16 protein-coding genes are annotated in these 14,182 nt (G+C 69.8%); 7 read left to right on the top strand and 9 right to left on the bottom strand.

All coding sequences use genetic code 11. The features are described from left to right. Nucleotides 1-4 precede the first annotated feature (4 nt). A complete protein-coding gene (locus EPO52_RS03685; protein ID WP_290802105.1) occupies nucleotides 5-958 on the bottom strand; it encodes an SDR family oxidoreductase in 954 nt (317 codons plus the stop codon). A 62-nt stretch (nucleotides 959-1,020) separates the two neighbouring features. Here EPO52_RS03685 and EPO52_RS03690 point away from each other — a divergent pair, with 62 nt between their 5' ends. Continuing rightward, the gene (locus tag EPO52_RS03690) at nucleotides 1,021-1,581 is read left to right on the top strand and encodes a TetR family transcriptional regulator (RefSeq protein WP_290802108.1); all 561 of its coding nucleotides are present in this window, start codon (nucleotides 1,021-1,023) and stop codon (nucleotides 1,579-1,581) included. A 90-nt stretch (nucleotides 1,582-1,671) separates the two neighbouring features. On the opposite strand, the gene EPO52_RS03695 is transcribed toward EPO52_RS03690, so the two are convergent. Next, nucleotides 1,672-2,280, bottom strand: a complete 609-nt coding sequence (locus tag EPO52_RS03695; RefSeq protein WP_290802110.1) for a TetR/AcrR family transcriptional regulator — start codon at nucleotides 2,278-2,280, stop codon at nucleotides 1,672-1,674. A 102-nt stretch (nucleotides 2,281-2,382) separates the two neighbouring features. On the opposite strand from EPO52_RS03695, the gene EPO52_RS03700 reads away from it, so the two are divergent. Next, nucleotides 2,383-3,348, top strand: coding sequence for a DJ-1/PfpI family protein (locus EPO52_RS03700; RefSeq protein ID WP_290802114.1), 966 nt, complete (start codon nucleotides 2,383-2,385; stop codon nucleotides 3,346-3,348). Here EPO52_RS03700 and EPO52_RS03705 read toward each other — a convergent pair. Beyond that, nucleotides 3,290-4,183 (bottom strand): helix-turn-helix domain-containing protein, encoded by an 894-nt coding sequence (locus EPO52_RS03705; RefSeq protein ID WP_290802117.1) that lies wholly within the window; start codon nucleotides 4,181-4,183, stop codon nucleotides 3,290-3,292. The two genes, EPO52_RS03700 and EPO52_RS03705, sit on opposite strands and share 59 nt — an antisense overlap. A gap of 192 nt (nucleotides 4,184-4,375) precedes the next feature. Here EPO52_RS03705 and EPO52_RS03710 point away from each other — a divergent pair, with 192 nt between their 5' ends. Then, nucleotides 4,376-5,770 carry an AAA family ATPase gene (locus EPO52_RS03710; protein ID WP_290802120.1) on the top strand — a complete coding sequence of 465 codons (1,395 nt, stop codon included), beginning with the start codon at nucleotides 4,376-4,378 and terminating at the stop codon, nucleotides 5,768-5,770. After that, nucleotides 5,763-7,808 (top strand): VWA domain-containing protein, encoded by a 2,046-nt coding sequence (locus EPO52_RS03715; protein WP_290802123.1) that lies wholly within the window; start codon nucleotides 5,763-5,765, stop codon nucleotides 7,806-7,808. Before EPO52_RS03710 ends, EPO52_RS03715 begins: the two co-directional genes overlap by 8 nt. A 321-nt stretch (nucleotides 7,809-8,129) precedes the next feature. On the opposite strand, the gene EPO52_RS03720 is transcribed toward EPO52_RS03715, so the two are convergent. Genes EPO52_RS03720 through EPO52_RS03730 form a run of 3 tightly spaced genes read right to left on the bottom strand, consistent with a single transcriptional unit; the run spans nucleotide 8,130 to nucleotide 10,153 of the window. Next, nucleotides 8,130-8,876, bottom strand: coding sequence for an SCO1664 family protein (locus tag EPO52_RS03720; RefSeq protein ID WP_290802126.1), 747 nt, complete (start codon nucleotides 8,874-8,876; stop codon nucleotides 8,130-8,132). A gap of 8 nt (nucleotides 8,877-8,884) precedes the next feature. Beyond that, the gene (locus EPO52_RS03725) at nucleotides 8,885-9,418 is read right to left on the bottom strand and encodes a DUF3090 family protein (protein ID WP_290802128.1); all 534 of its coding nucleotides are present in this window, start codon (nucleotides 9,416-9,418) and stop codon (nucleotides 8,885-8,887) included. A 9-nt stretch (nucleotides 9,419-9,427) separates the two neighbouring features. After that, nucleotides 9,428-10,153, bottom strand: a complete 726-nt coding sequence (locus EPO52_RS03730) for an MSMEG_4193 family putative phosphomutase (RefSeq protein ID WP_290802131.1) — start codon at nucleotides 10,151-10,153, stop codon at nucleotides 9,428-9,430. A 71-nt stretch (nucleotides 10,154-10,224) separates the two neighbouring features. Between EPO52_RS03730 and EPO52_RS03735 the strand changes: the two genes are divergently transcribed. Both EPO52_RS03735 and EPO52_RS03740 read left to right on the top strand, forming a co-directional pair. Then, a complete protein-coding gene (locus EPO52_RS03735) occupies nucleotides 10,225-10,869 on the top strand; it encodes a helix-turn-helix domain-containing protein (protein WP_290802134.1) in 645 nt (214 codons plus the stop codon). Beyond that, nucleotides 10,866-11,066 carry a hypothetical protein gene (locus EPO52_RS03740; protein ID WP_290802136.1) on the top strand — a complete coding sequence of 67 codons (201 nt, stop codon included), beginning with the start codon at nucleotides 10,866-10,868 and terminating at the stop codon, nucleotides 11,064-11,066. The genes EPO52_RS03735 and EPO52_RS03740 overlap by 4 nt, the downstream gene beginning before the upstream one ends. Before the next feature lie 4 nt (nucleotides 11,067-11,070). Here the strand turns inward: EPO52_RS03740 and EPO52_RS03745 are convergent, their stop codons facing one another. Beyond that, nucleotides 11,071-12,093 carry a diacylglycerol kinase family protein gene (locus EPO52_RS03745; protein WP_290802139.1) on the bottom strand — a complete coding sequence of 341 codons (1,023 nt, stop codon included), beginning with the start codon at nucleotides 12,091-12,093 and terminating at the stop codon, nucleotides 11,071-11,073. A gap of 128 nt (nucleotides 12,094-12,221) precedes the next feature. Here EPO52_RS03745 and EPO52_RS03750 point away from each other — a divergent pair, with 128 nt between their 5' ends. Continuing rightward, on the top strand, nucleotides 12,222-12,890 hold the full coding sequence (locus tag EPO52_RS03750) for a Pr6Pr family membrane protein (RefSeq protein ID WP_290802142.1): 669 nt from the start codon (nucleotides 12,222-12,224) through the stop codon (nucleotides 12,888-12,890). On the opposite strand, the gene EPO52_RS03755 is transcribed toward EPO52_RS03750, so the two are convergent. Beyond that, entirely contained in the window at nucleotides 12,868-13,206 is a 339-nt protein-coding gene (locus tag EPO52_RS03755; protein WP_290802145.1) for a LysR family transcriptional regulator, read from the bottom strand. The two genes, EPO52_RS03750 and EPO52_RS03755, sit on opposite strands and share 23 nt — an antisense overlap. A 9-nt stretch (nucleotides 13,207-13,215) precedes the next feature. Continuing rightward, nucleotides 13,216-14,160: a DUF6578 domain-containing protein gene (locus EPO52_RS03760; protein WP_290802148.1), complete on the bottom strand. Its 945-nt coding sequence runs from the start codon at nucleotides 14,158-14,160 to the stop codon at nucleotides 13,216-13,218. Nucleotides 14,161-14,182: the final 22 nt, after the last annotated feature.

A 14,182-nucleotide genomic window follows, 5' to 3' on the forward strand; every position in this document is an offset into this window, starting at 1 on the left:
GTACTCAGCGCGTGTAGTGGCCTGCGGCGAGGTCGTCGAGGAGCGTGGGGCCGGTCGGCGCCCAGTCGAGCAGCTCCCGCGTGAGCTTGCTCGAGGCCGGCATGTCGACACCCCAGAAGTGACTCATCCAGCCGAAGTGCTCGGCGGCGGCATCCGGGGCGATCGACACCGCCTCGATGCCCAGCTGCTCGGCGATGGCGGCCGAGATGTCGCGCGCCGCGATGCCCTCCTCGCCCACGGCGTGCACCGCCGATCCCGCCGGCGCCTTCTCGAGAGCGAGGTGCACCAGACGTGCGGCGTCGCTGCGATGCACGGCCGGCCAGCGGTTCGAGCCGTCGCCGATGAAGGCGGCGACGCCCTTCTGGCGCGCGATGCCGGCGACCACCGCCATGAATCCGTGGTCGCCCTCGCCGTGCACAGTGGGCGAGAAGCGCAGGCTCACCGGGCGGATGCCTCGTTCCGCGTACGAGAAGGCGAGGTTCTCGGCACCGCCGCGCGGAGCATCCGGCCCGCTGGTGGGGTTGGCGTCGTTCTCGGTGACCACCCGGCCAGGGGCCAGCATGGCCACGCCCGAGGCGAAGAGCAGCGGGCGGTCTGTGCCCTCCAGGGCGGCACCGAAGGTCTCGATCACGGCGCGTTCGGTGCGGCCTGCGCCCGCCATGTCGGAGAAGTCGTGCTTGAAGCCGAGGTGCACGACGCCCTCGGATGCCTCGGCGGCAGCCCGCAGACCTTCGAGGTCGTCGAGGCTGCCGCGAAGGGCTGTTGCACCCGCCGCCGTGATGGCCTCGGCCGAGGCGTCGCTGCGGGCGAGGCCCGTGACCTCGTGGCCCGCGGCCAGGAGCTCGGCCACGACGGCGCTGCCGATCCAGCCGGCTGCTCCCGTGACGAATACGCGCATGATGCTCTCCTTGGTCCCGGCCGCAGTGAGCGGACCGAGGTTGATGTCAGTTGCTGTCATCAGCGTAGCACCTTAATGTCAGTGACTGACATCATTCACGACGAGTTCACTAGAATGGGTCTATGGGCCGATGGGAACCGGATGCAGCCGGGCGCCTCGCGCGCGCCGCGCTCGAGCTCTACAGCGAGCGCGGATTCGATCAGACCACCGCGCTCGACATCGCCGAGCGCGCGGGAGTGACCGAGCGCACCTTCTTCCGGCACTTCGCCGACAAGCGGGAGGTGCTGTTCGACGGGTCGTCGGCTCTGCTCAACGCCGTGGTGGCCTCGATCGCCGCGGCCCCCGAGGCGTCGAAACCCCTCGACGTGATGGGCCAGGCGATGCAGAGCGGAACCGCTCTGCTCGAAGAGCGTCGCGATCACGCCCGGCTGCGCGCCGTGGCGATCGCCGCCCATCCCAGCCTTCAGGAGCGGGAGCTGCTCAAGATGTCCACCCTCGGCGAGGCCTCCGCGGAGGCACTGCGGGCACGAGGCGTGCCGTCACCGGCCGCGGAGCTGGCGGCCGATGCCGGTGTGGCGGTGTTCGGCCGCGGTTTCGAGGCCTGGATCGCGCCGGGTGAGACCCGTACGCTCGCCGAGTGCATCGGCGACGCCCTGGCCGAGCTCAGGCGCCTGACGGCCTGAGCACGCGCCGAGCCGCACGGGCACGGCCGACCCGGCGTGGGTGATGAGGGCGATGAGGGTGGGCGACTCGCCCTTCTCCCTCTCTGCGGCTCAGGCGGCGTGGGTGTGCAGCAGCGCCGACATGCGGCTGGAGGTCGAGGCGATACCCCGCAACTCATCGGCGGAGACGCCGATGCGGCTGAGGCTGATGAGGCCCTGCGACACGAGCACGATGTGGGCGCTCAGCGGCTCGACCTCGGGTGCGGTGAGTGCCATCTCGCCCTCGTCGACGGCCTGCACGACGCGCTTGGCGACCACCTGTTCCATGGCCGTGAGTGTGCTGCGCCCGATCGTGACGACCTCGGGGAAGCGGGCGCCGAGTTCTGCCAGGGAGTTGAGCATGAGACATCCGCGCCGGTCGGCATGCGAGGTGCAGTCGGCCACGATCTCGTCGAGGTAGTGGGCGACGGCCGACTCGAAGTCGCCGTGGTGCGCCGACACCACGCTGTCGACCAGTTCGACACGGCCGGCGCAGTACCGGGCGAAGACAGCGAGGAAGAGCCCGAGCTTGCTGCCGTAGGCCGCGTAGATGCTGCCATTGCCGACACCGGATGCCGCGGCCACCACTTCGATGGTGGTGCGGTCGTACCCGTTCACCCAGAACGCCTCTTGGGCGTGGTCGAGCAGCAACTGTTCGTCGAAGCGCCGCGGCCTGCTCATGGGACCACGTTACCGGGATGCCGGGATTTCCCGGAGAGAGCGCCGGGGGAGCCGGGCATGCTGTTTAATGGAGCGAGCATTCAATAACTCGAGGGGCCCCTGATGACACGCACGATCGGCTTCCTGCTCTTCGACGGAGTGAAGATGCTCGATTTCGTCGGCCCCGCAGAGGTGTTCCTCGAGGCCAATCAGCGGGTCGACGGCTACGAGATCGTGATGCTGTCGCCGGATGGAGCCGATGTCACCACCTCGATGGGCGTGCGGGTGAGCGTGCAGGCCGCCGCCGCCTTGGCGGGCCCCCTCGACACCGTGATCGTGCCGGGCAGCGAGAGTGCTCCCGCCGTGTTCGACGATCCCGCGATCCGCGAGGCGGTCGCGCTCCTGGCGGGCCGTTCCCGCCGCATCGTGTCGATCTGCAGCGGCGCGTTCGCGCTGGCGGCGACCGGTCTGCTCGATGGCCGTTCCGCCACCACGCACTGGAAGTTCGCCGATCGGCTGCAGGCGATGTACCCGGCGATCGATGTCAAACCCGACGCGATCTTCGTGCAGGACGGCTGCGTCTTCAGCTCCGCAGGGGTCGCCGCCGGGATCGACCTCGCGCTGTCGCTGCTCGAGGAGGATCACGGAGCCGACATCGCCCGCAGCGTCGCCCAGTTGCTGCTCGTCTACATGCAGCGCTCCGGCGGCCAGTCGCAGTTCTCCGCGTCGCTGCGCGCCACCCCGCCCCGCACGGCCGTGGTGCGCCGTGTGGCCGACTACATCGCCGAAGACCCGAGTCGCCCGTGCACCCTCCGCGACCTCGCCGTCCACGCCAACGTGAGCCCGCGGCACCTCACCCGCATCATGCGGGACGAGCTGGGCATGACCCCGCTCGAGTACGTGAACTCGCTGCGTCTCGACCTGGCGGTGACACGGCTCGAATCGGGTGTCGGGGTCGCCCGGGCGGCGACGGATGCGGGCTACAGCTCGCCCGTGGCCTTCCGCCGTGCGTTCGTGGCGCGTCTCGGGGTCAAGCCATCCGAGTATCAGCGTCGATTCCAGACGACGCGGCGGTCCGTGTCGCGCTGACGGAGCCGTCGTCTCCGCGGGCGATGCCCTGGGCCAGCTCGGCGAGCGCTGCAGCGGTCGGGGTGCCGGGCTGGGCGAAGAACGTGGTGAGGAACTGTCCCGCATCCCCCGGGAGCTGGAAGCTCTGCCAGTGCAACTCGAGCACCCCGAACGGCTCGACCGGGTGAACGGTGACACCCGTGCTCTGCGGCCGGGCCTCGTGCCGCTCCCAGATGCGGCGGAAGCTCCGGCTCCTGGCCGAGAGGGTGCCGACGATCTCCTGAAGACGAGGGTCGCCCGGGTCGCCGTGATAGCGCAGCGCGGCCACGAGTCCGCGGGCCTCCGGCTCCCACGTGAGGGAGTCCGTTCTGCTCGGGCTGTCGCGTTCGAACGCAGCCATCACGAGGTTCTCGCCGGGCTCGAGCAGGCCGGGGGCGATCACGCGGGCCAGAGCGTTGGCGGCCAGGACGTCGTGATTGCGGTCGAAGAGGTAGGCGGGCGTGGTCGTCCACTGCTCGAGCAGCTCCAGCAGGCCGCGGTCGACCGGGCGCGATGCGGGAGGCCGGCGAAGGGGTGGCCACGGGCGCACCAGCCGGAACAGGTAGGTGCGCGCATCCGTGTCGAGACGGAAGGCGCGGGCGATCGAGCCGAGCACCTGGTCGGAGGGCTGGTGATCGCGGCCCTTCTCGAGTCGCAGGTAGTACTCGGGGCTGATTCCCGCGAGCGCAGCGACCTCTTCGCGCCGGAGACCGGGCACGCGCCGCCCCGGCTCGCGGGGGAGGCCGACCTGCTCCGGCTGGATGCTCTCGCGTCTCGCTCGGAGGAAGTCCGCCAGTGGAGTGCGATCGCTCGACATGCCGCCCCTTCTTTCCGATGCTGACTGCGGATCGTCATTCAGTTCTACGCGCTCTGTCGACACCTGTGGGAGAGCGATCCGGCCGGATGTGGTGCGTTTGAGGACATCTCGTCGCGGTACCCAGCCGAGTCCCAGCGCGAATTCACCTGCCCGTAATCGCTCACCGACATCGTGCCCTGAGCCCGGCGTAGCATGGCTGAGGTGATGCGCCCAACTATCGCAACCACAGGCGAACTGCGTGCCTCGGGGCACGAACTCAGGAGCCTGCGCGCCGAGATCCGACACAACCTCCTCACCGCCCTCCGCGAGGGCCGAGACCCGTGGCCGGGGCTCCATGGCTTCGACTCGACGGTCATCCCTCAGCTCGAGCGAGCACTCATCGCCGGGCACGACATCGTGCTGCTGGGCGAACGCGGGCAGGGCAAGACGCGTCTGCTGCGCACGCTCTCCGGGCTGCTCGACGAATGGTCGCCGGTGATCGAGGGATCGGAGCTCGGCGAGCATCCGTTCGAGCCCATCACCACGCAGAGCGTCCGACGGGCTGCGGAGCTGGGCGACGATCTGCCCGTGGTATGGCGCAGCCGCGAGGAGCGCTACTTCGAGAAGCTCGCGACCCCCGACACGTCTGTGGCCGACCTCATCGGCGACGTCGACCCCATGAAGGTGGCGGAGGGGCGGAGCCTCGGCGACCCGGAGACGATCCACTTCGGCCTCATCCCGCGCAGCCATCGCGGCATCGTGGCCATCAACGAGCTGCCCGACCTCGCCGAGCGGATCCAGGTGGCGATGCTCAACGTGATGGAGGAGCGCGACATCCAGATCCGCGGCTACGTGCTGCGGTTGCCGCTCGACGTGCTCGTGATGGCGAGCGCCAACCCCGAGGACTACACGAACCGCGGCCGCATCATCACGCCGCTGAAAGACCGCTTCGGCGCCGAGATCCGCACCCACTACCCGACGGAGCTCGACGACGAAGTGGCGGTCATCCGCCAGGAGGCCGAGCTCGTGGCCGAGGTGCCGGACTACCTGGTGGAGATCCTCGCCCGGTTCACGCGTGCCCTGCGATCGTCGAGCTCGGTGGATCAGCGCAGCGGTGTGAGCGCGCGGTTCGCCATCGCGGGTGCCGAGACCATCGCGGCCGCGGCCATCCACCGCGCCACGCGGCAGGGTGAACCCGAAGCGGTGGCCCGGCCCGTCGACCTCGAGACCGCCGTGGATGTGCTCGGCGGCAAGATCGAGTTCGAGTCGGGCGAGGAGGGACGGGAGGACGAGATCCTCGACCATCTGCTCCGCACCGCCACCGCGGAGACGGTGCGAGCGCACTTCCGGGGCGTCGACTTCGGTCTGCTCGTCGACGCCATCGAGAACGGGGTGATGGTGACCACGGGTGAGCAGGTGGCCGCTCGCGACTTCCTGGCCGGGCTGCCCTCGCTCGGCGAGTCGGAGCTCTACGACGAGATCTGCGACCGGCTCGGCGCCACGAACGACGGCCAGCGCGCCGGGGCCATCGAACTCGCCCTCGAGGGCCTCTACCTCGGCCGCAAGATCAGCAAGGATTCCGCGGGGGGCGAGACGGTCTATGGCTAGGGCCAACCGGCGGCTCACCCGGGGTTCGCGGTACGGCAAGTACGTCGACGGGCCCGACCCGCTCGCGCCGCCGGTCGATCTCTCCGAGGCGCTCGATGCCATCGGCGAAGACGTGATGGGCGGGTCGTCGCCCGAGCAGGCGCTGCGCGAATTCCTCCGTCGCGGTGGCCGCGACCAGGCCGGTCTCGATGATCTCGCCCGACGGGTCGCCGAACGGCGCCGCGAACTCGCACAGAAGCACAATCTCGATGGCACCCTGCAGGAGATCAAGGAACTGCTGGATTCGGCGGTGCTCGCCGAGCGCAAGCAACTGGCCCGCGATCCGCTGATGGACGAGGGCGAGCGTGCGCTCGCCCAGATGCAGCTGGACAACGTGCCCGCATCGCCCGCCGCCGCGGTGAGCGAGCTGAACGGCTACGACTGGAAGAGCGGCGAGGCCCGCGCCGACTTCGAGAAGATCAAAGACCTGCTCGGCCGCGAGATGCTCGACCAGCGCTTCGCCGGCATGAAGAACGCGCTGGAGAACGCCACGGATGCCGACCGGGCCGCCGTGAACGAGATGATGACCGATCTGAACGCCCTCCTCGACGCCCACAAGCGCGGCGACGACACGTCATCGCAATTCGGGGAGTTCATGGCGAAGCACGGCGAGTTCTTTTCCGAGAACCCCGCCGACATCGACGAGCTGCTCGACGCGCTCGCCGCCCGTGCTGCCGCGGCGCAGCGGATGCGCAACTCGATGACCCAGGAGCAGCGCGACGAACTCGACGCGCTCGCCGCCGAGGCGTTCGGCTCGCCGGAGCTCATGCAGTCGCTCGCCGAGCTCGACGGAAATCTCCGCGACCTCCGACCCGGTGAGGACTGGGGAGGATCGGAGCGGATGGAGGGTCAGGAGGGACTCGGCCTCGGCGACGGCACCGGCGTCTTCCAGGATATCGCCGACCTCGACGAGCTCTCCGAGCAGCTCTCCCAGTCGTACAACGGTTCCCGAATCGACGACCTCGATCTCGACAAGCTCTCGCGCCAGCTCGGCGACGACGCGGTGGTGGATGCGCGCACCCTCCAGCAGCTCGAGAAGGCGCTGCGCGACTCCGGCACCATGAAGCGCTCGTCGGACGGCCGGCTCACCATGACCCCGAAGGCGATGCGGCAGCTCGGCAAGTCGCTGTTGCGCGACGTCTCCGAGAAGATGGGGCGGCAGGGCAACCGCGAGATCCGGCAGGCGGGCGCCGCGGGCGAGCGCTCGGGCGCGACCCGCGAGTGGGCGTTCGGCGACACGGAGCCGTGGGATGTCACGCGCACGATCACGAACGCGATCACGCGCACGGCTGCCGACCGCCTCCCGGGCGGGGGCGTGAGGATTGAGATCGGCGACGTCGAGGTGCAGGAGACCGAGGCCCGCACGCGAGCCGCCGTCGCCCTCCTCGTCGACACCTCGTTCTCGATGGCGATGGACGGCCGCTGGGTGCCCATGAAGCGCACCGCGCTCGCGCTGCACACCCTCATCACCTCACGGTTCCGGGGCGACGACCTGCAGCTCATCGGCTTCGGCCGGCACGCCGAGGTGATGGACATCGAGCACCTGGTGGGCCTCGATGCCCGCTGGGACAAGGGCACGAATCTGCACCACGCGTTGCTCTTGGCCAATCGGCACTTCCGCAAGCATCCGAATGCCCAGCCGGTGCTGCTGATCGTGACGGATGGCGAGCCCACCTCGCATCTCGAGGCGAACGGCGAGGTGTTCTTCGACTACCCGCCGCATCCGCTCACCATCGCCTACGCGGTGCGCGAGCTCGACAACTCGATGCGGCTCGGGGCGAAGACCACGTTCTTCCGGCTGGGGGAGGATCCCGGGCTCGCGCGGTTCATCGACTCGATGGCGCGGCGGGTGGGCGGCACGGTGGTGGCGCCGGAGGCCGACGACCTCAGCGCGGCCGTCGTGGGGTCGTACCTCGGTTCGCGCCGCGGCGACGCCGGCGGCACGGGAGGCGGCTACGACGACCTGTTCGGCCGCGGCTGGGGCTGGCGCGCGAGCTGACCTCGACTTGCCACAAGTTGTGGCAAGTCGCGTCGCGGGCCAACGGTTTGTGGCAACCCGCGGCGGGTGTGGGGGTGGGCGGTCGTTCGGGTTGCCACAAGTTGTGGCAAGTCGCGCCCGGAGCCAACGGTTTGTGGCAACTCGCGGCGGGTGTGGGGGTGGGCGGTCGTTCGGGTTGCCACAAGTTGTGGCAAGTCGCGCCCGGAGCCAACGGTTTGTGGCAACTCGCGGCGGGTGTAGGGGTGGGCGGTCGTTCGGGTTGCCACAAGTTGTGGCAAGTCGCGGGCGGAGACAGCAGGTTGTGGCAACTCGGGCGGCGCCTCAGAAGAGGGGCCAGGGCACCGAGGGCATTTCTCCGCGAGGAGCCGGGAAGACGCCACGCGAGGCCAGCCGTTCGCACCGGGCGGCGAAGGCCGAGAGCTCGGCGGCCGTGAGGAGCGGGGCGAGGGATGCGCCGAGGTCGCCCTCGAGCCGGCCGCGCAGGCGCTCGATGCCCGCGAGCTCCTCGGCGTCGAGTTCGTCGCCCACCCAGCCCCAGAGCACGGTGCGCAGTTTGTGCTCGGCGTGGAAGGTGAGCCCGTGGTCGACACCGTGCCGATGCCCATCCGGCATCTCGAGCACATGGGCGCCCTTGCGGTCGGCATTGTTCACGAGCACATCGAACACCGCCATGCGGCGGAGGGCGGCGCTGTCTTCGTGGATGAGGGCCACCGGCCGCTCGCGCTCGTCGTAGCCCTCGAGCACGAGGCGCCAGCCCGTGTCGGGAACGCCATCCGCCGGCACGAGGTCGACCGCCGACTGCTCGGGATCGGCGTCGCGCCAGAGCTGCACCATGCCCTCGCCGAGCGGCCCGTCGCGGATCCAGGTTCGCGGCACGATGTCCCACTCGAGGGCCTCCGACACGAGATAGGCCGCCACCTCCCGGTGGGCGAGCAGCCCGTCGGGGAAGTCCCAGAGCGGTTTCTCCCCGGCGATCGGCTTGTAGACCACCTCGGTGTCGCCGAGAGCGGCGAGGAACGTGGCGTTCGAGGCCGTGGGGATGCGGCCGGTCAGCTCGAGTTCGGTCACCGACGGGCTCAGCCGTCGTCGCCGGGCGGCCGGCCCGCGGCCACGATCTCGCGCGTGCGCTTCGCGAACGCCCGGGCGGTGCCCACGGGGAAGCGCACGAGCACCATCTCCTCGGGTTCCACCTGGCTCGGGTCGAGCGAGTCGATGTCGACCTCGATCGAGCCGTCGTCGCCCACCTCGACCTCCACCTCGATGAACGGATACGCCTCGATCACGATCTGGGCCGTCGACGGATCCCAGCCGAGACTCAGCGCCCCGGCCCGGAACTGCTCCTCCACCGGCAGCTCGAGCGGATCATCGTCGATGAGCTCGGCCGGAGTGACGGCGGGCACGCTGAAGCGATTGCCGTCGTTCACCATCAGCTCGTCGAGGATCTCGTCGACCTTCTCGGCGAGCAGGGCGGCCTGCTCCTTCTCGAGGGCCACGGCCGACGAGCGGGCGCCGTCGCGCACCTGCAGGTAGAAGGTGCGGGCGCCGGGGAGCCCGACCGTGCCGACGACGACGCGATCCGGCCAGGCGAACTCGTGCACGATTGTGGGCATGGGCCTATTTTAGGAGCGCTCGACGGGAGCCGGCTGCGTGGGTTCGGGCGTTCCGGCCCCACCGCCCAGCTGGGCGACGGCATCCGGTGCTGTGGCGCGAAGCCACGAGAGATCACCGGAGTCGGTGTTGGTGGAGTGCACTACGGGGTCTCCCTCGCCGAACCGCACGATCGACACGGATGCGGGACCCACGCTGATGCGCTGGAACCGGTCGAGCGGCGTGCCGAGCGCGTCGGCGAGGATCGACTTGATCACGTCGCCGTGGCTCACCGCCACCCACACGGCGCCCTTTCCGTGCTCGGCCTCGAAGGCCGCATCATGGCGTGCGATGGCCGCCACCGCGCGCGACTGCATCCCGGCCATCGGCTCACCGCCGGGGAAGGTGACCGTCGAGGGCCTGTGCTGCACCGCGGTCCAGAGTGGCTCCTTCGCCAACTCGGCGAGCGTGCGACCCTGCCAGTCGCCGTAGTCGGCCTCGGTGAGGTCATGCTCGATCAGCAGGGGAGGGGCGTTCCCGTCACGGTGTCGGTTCAGGATGAACGCACTCGTCTCCCTGCAGCGCTCCAGCGGGCTCGACACGACGCCCACCAGCGGCACCACCGCCAGCCGTTCGCCCGTGCGCTCCGCCTGGCTGCGGCCCACCTCGTCGAGATCGACCCCCGGGGAGCGCCCGGCCAGCACCCCGGCGACGTTCGCGGCCGTGCGGCCATGCCGTACGAGGATCACTGTTGCCATCCATCAAGCCTAGGCGCAGAAATCCCAGAGAAACATTTGCAGAATTATGTTTGCAAAGGTATCTTTGCAGTATGGACGACGAACAGACACGCTTCCCGGTGCGGTCGCTCGACATCGACTCGCTGAAGGGACTGGCGCATCCGCTGCGGGTGCGCATGCTCGACGTGCTGTCGACCTACGGCGCCCAGACGGCGAGCAGTCTCGCCGAGCGGCTGGGGGAGTCATCCGGGGTCACCAGCTACCACCTGCGGCAGCTGGCACGGCACAACTTCATCCGCGAGGTCGAAGGGCGTGGCAACGCGCGTGACCGGTGGTGGGAGAGGGTGCCGGGCGGCATCTCGGTCGAGGCGAGCGATCTGCCGCCCACGGCCGCGGCCCGCTCGGCGAACGCGATCGTGATGAACGAGTGGCTGCACTCCCGCGAAGTGCTGTTGAGCGACTTCGTGCGACGAGGTGACGCCGAGCTGCCGAAGGAGTGGAGGGATGCGTCGGCCTACAGCACGTCGAACGTCAGGGTGACGAGCGAGCAGCTGGCGGATCTCACCAGGGAACTCGAGCGGGTGATCGATGACTTCATCGTGCGACACCGCCCGCAACTGTCCGCACCGGTGCCCGGGTCGCGGCCCGTGCAGGTGCAACTCGCCGCCTTCCCGGTGCTCGACGGCGTCGAGACACCGCAGACCGCCGGCCGACCGACGAAGGAGAGTGAATCATGACCGCCCTCGATGCAACACCCCGCGGGATCGACCGATTGGCCATCCGGCTCGGCTCGATGTTGGAGTCGTGGGGGAGGGAGCGCGCCGCTCGGCACGTGCCGCCCATCGATCCGGTCGCGGCGAACCGTCACCGCGCCGAGGTCGAGGCCGCTCGGGCCGCCCGGGAGGCCGCACTCACCCTCACGCGGATGCGCTGAGCGCTCAGGCAGCCGTGCCGGCCACGGCGGGAGTCTCCCCGGCGGCCTCGGGCGCGGTGCCGGCCGGCACCTTCACGGTGAGCCCGCCCGCCTCCACCCAGGTCTTGAGCGACACGGCCTTTCCGAAGCCGTCGCCGTCGAGCTCGATCTCCTCGGGGCGCTGCAGCTTCAGCACGAGCTCCTTGCCCTTGAGGTAGTTGAGCGCGCGCACCTCCTTCGTGAGGCCCATGAGCTTGCGGCCGGCGGTGGAGCGGCGCAGCACGCCGTTCTCCCACAGCACCTTCGTGAAGATCTGCACCCAGCCGAAGAAACCCTCGGGTCGCAGCAGCACGATGTCGAATTCGCCGTCGTCGACGGCAGCATCCGGCAGCAGCAGGATGTTGGCCGGAAGCGACCCGCAATTGCCGATCATGATCGTGTGGGCGCGCACCGATTTATTGCCCGACCCGTCGAGGTTGTAGCGGATGCGCAGCTGGTTCTTGTCGCGCATCACCTGTGCGATGGCCTTCACGTAGGCGAGCCAGCCCACCTTCGCCTTCAGCTCGTCGTCGGTGGCGGCGAGCATCTTGGCGTCGAGCCCGAGGCCGGCCATCACGAGGTAGGCGTGCTCGGCCACCTTGTCGTTCTCGTCGCGGATTCGGATGAGGCCCAGGTCGATCGCCCGGTCGTCGCCGCGGAACGCCGTCTCGAGAGCATTGGGCACGTCATCGAGGGTGAGGTCGAGGTTGCGGGCGAGGAGGTTGCCGGTACCCGAGGGCAGAAGTGCCAGAGGGGTCGAGGAACCCGCCTTCTGGATGGCCTCCGCCACCATCCGCACCGTGCCGTCGCCGCCGGCCGCGATGATGAGCTGCACGTCGGCCGCGAGGGCCTCGTCGGTCTGCCCGCGCCCCGGGTCGTCTTCGGATGTCTCGAGCCAGAGGGTCTCGTCCCAGCCGCTCGCCTGCTCCTCGGCCGACACCGCCGTCTTCAGTGCGTCGAGGTCGACTTTGATGGGGTTGTAGATCAGGGCCGCGCGGCGAGAGGTCATGATTTCGACCGTAGCAGGGGTGCCTGTCGCTGCCATCCCGGGCGTACGCTCGATCGTGCCGACGGCGTCGCCGCGGTTCCCGGGGGTGCAGCCGCAATCCTCGTGGCTCTCCGTCTCGAATCCCTCTCATGACACGACGCATCGCCGGCATCGTCCGGTTGATCGCAGGCCTCGGCCTGGCGGTCACGATCGGTATCCAGATCGGCGACCGGGTGGCGAACGACGCCTTCGATCCGTGGGAGTACTTCAGCTACTTCACCATCCAGACCAGCCTGTTCAACATCGTGGTGCTGCTGGCCGGCGGGATGCTGGCGCTGCGGCGCAGCCGCGACACCCCGCTCTTCACCACCGTGCGCATGGCCACGCTCGCCTACGCCATCGTCACGGCGGGCGTCTACAACCTGCTGCTGCGGGGCATCCCGTCGACCGACTCGTTCGTGTCGCTCTCGTGGCCCAACGAGATCGTGCACGTGTGGGTGCCGCTCCTTCTCGTGATCGACTGGCTGGTCACACCGGGCCGGCCGGCGTTGCCGTGGAGGAGCCTCTGGGTCGTGCCGATCTACCCGGTCGCCTGGGCGATCTACACCTTCATCCGGGCCGCGGCGAGCGGCGGGGAGATCTACCCCTATCCGTTCCTCGACCCGGCCACGGGCGGGTGGATCAGCGTGTTCGCCTACATCGTGGGTCTCACGGCGGGGCTCGTGGGGCTCGGCGCACTCGCCGTGCTGTACAGCCGACGGATGGGACCACCGCGCCCGGCGGGCACGGCTCCGCTCAGCGCCCCTGGCGCTTCTTGAACGGCTTCGGCTCGCCCTTCACCACGGGTGCGCGCCCTTTGCCCTTCGAGGCCTTGGCCTTGCCGCCGGCCTTCGGCACGGGCGCGGGCGCGGCCTTGACGCGGGCGCGGGCGATCGACCGGAAGGCGATCCCGTCGGCCGTGAGCACCACGTCGCCGTTCTCGTCGAGCGCGACCAGGGTCTGACCGAGTTCCTCTTCGAGCCGGGCGACGGATGCCTCCACCGTGGCGCGTGACACGTGCTCCGCGTTCGCGGCGCGCGAGTAGTGCCCCTCGTCCGAGACGGCGAGGAACTGCCGCAGCTGGCTGATGTCCACGGTCCCAGGCTAGTGCCGGTCGGGGCCGGCTCCCCACGGGGCGTAGGTGTGGTCGCCGCGCTGGACCCGATCCCACAGGCGCTTGACGACCATCACGACGCCTTGGGGCTCCGGGCCCAGGTACTCGGTCGTGGACGTCCATGTCCGATCCGAGGAGCGAACCTCCGTGTCCAGCAGGTAGAGGGTGCCCTCGCCTCGCCGGACGGCCTCTCGAACGCGTCCCTCGGCCACCGCGTCGATGAACTCGCCGAGCTCGGCGACGCCGTCGGGGCTCGCGTCGAGCAACCAGGAGCCGTCGCCCGTGGTGACCACGATGCCGTCCTGGTCGGCGACATCCGATCTGGTCCACCGGATCGCGGTCGCGCCGTCGCGTGAGGGCACGGCCCGGCAGCCCTCCCGATCGGCCCACCGGGTGATGTCGGCGACGGAGCCGTAGCGGTTCTCCACCTCGTGTGCGAGAGCCGCGAGCATCCGGCCCACATCGTCTCCGCCTCGGGCTCGGTTCAGGTCGGCGGTCGATTCCTCCTGGCGCCGGCGCGCGGCCCCGGCGTCGCCCAGCGCGTAGGCGGGGAGGTCGGTTCCCTCGGCGATCTCGAGCGTGACGAGGTAGGTATCGGGGTCGTCATCGAGCATCCGTTCGGACCCGTGGCCGACGCTGGTGAGCGGATGCGTCGTGAACCGCGTGGTGTCGAGGCGGAACGATGACGCCCCGGAGGCCACCTCGTCGCGGGCGTACACGACGGCGGCGAGGGCGACGACTTCTCCGGTGATCCTCGCCGACGGCACGTCCTCGGGGATGAGGGCGTGGTAGTCTTCGGAGTAGCGGGGGAGAGCATCCGGATCCCGCTCGTCCGGATCGCCGGCGGAGACCGTCCATGCGACCCGGTCGCCCACGGCGAAGGGATCTCCGCAGCAGGCCTGCTGCCACTGCTCCACCGCGACTTCGATCCGCATGGACTCAGCCTACGAGCGGGCC

This window comes from Herbiconiux sp., from assembly GCF_004297105.1.
In the GTDB taxonomy this organism is placed as follows: domain Bacteria; phylum Actinomycetota; class Actinomycetes; order Actinomycetales; family Microbacteriaceae; genus Herbiconiux.

Bases quoted from the DNA above. Each gene is read 5' to 3' on its own strand.
- EPO52_RS03710 (WP_290802120.1), top strand. From the start codon at position 4,376: ATGGCTGAGGTGATGCGCCCAACTATCGCAACCACAGGCGAACTGCGT.
- EPO52_RS03725 (WP_290802128.1), bottom strand. From the start codon at position 9,418: ATGCCCACAATCGTGCACGAGTTCGCCTGGCCGGATCGCGTCGTCGTC.
- EPO52_RS03750 (WP_290802142.1), top strand. From the start codon at position 12,222: ATGACACGACGCATCGCCGGCATCGTCCGGTTGATCGCAGGCCTCGGC.
- EPO52_RS03705 (WP_290802117.1), bottom strand. From the start codon at position 4,183: ATGTCGAGCGATCGCACTCCACTGGCGGACTTCCTCCGAGCGAGACGC.
- EPO52_RS03700 (WP_290802114.1), top strand. From the start codon at position 2,383: ATGACACGCACGATCGGCTTCCTGCTCTTCGACGGAGTGAAGATGCTC.
- EPO52_RS03690 (WP_290802108.1), top strand. From the start codon at position 1,021: ATGGGCCGATGGGAACCGGATGCAGCCGGGCGCCTCGCGCGCGCCGCG.
- EPO52_RS03735 (WP_290802134.1), top strand. From the start codon at position 10,225: ATGGACGACGAACAGACACGCTTCCCGGTGCGGTCGCTCGACATCGAC.
- EPO52_RS03730 (WP_290802131.1), bottom strand. From the start codon at position 10,153: ATGGCAACAGTGATCCTCGTACGGCATGGCCGCACGGCCGCGAACGTC.
- EPO52_RS03715 (WP_290802123.1), top strand. From the start codon at position 5,763: ATGGCTAGGGCCAACCGGCGGCTCACCCGGGGTTCGCGGTACGGCAAG.
- EPO52_RS03685 (WP_290802105.1), bottom strand. From the start codon at position 958: ATGACAGCAACTGACATCAACCTCGGTCCGCTCACTGCGGCCGGGACC.
- EPO52_RS03695 (WP_290802110.1), bottom strand. From the start codon at position 2,280: ATGAGCAGGCCGCGGCGCTTCGACGAACAGTTGCTGCTCGACCACGCC.
- EPO52_RS03740 (WP_290802136.1), top strand. From the start codon at position 10,866: ATGACCGCCCTCGATGCAACACCCCGCGGGATCGACCGATTGGCCATC.
- EPO52_RS03745 (WP_290802139.1), bottom strand. From the start codon at position 12,093: ATGACCTCTCGCCGCGCGGCCCTGATCTACAACCCCATCAAAGTCGAC.
- EPO52_RS03760 (WP_290802148.1), bottom strand. From the start codon at position 14,160: ATGCGGATCGAAGTCGCGGTGGAGCAGTGGCAGCAGGCCTGCTGCGGA.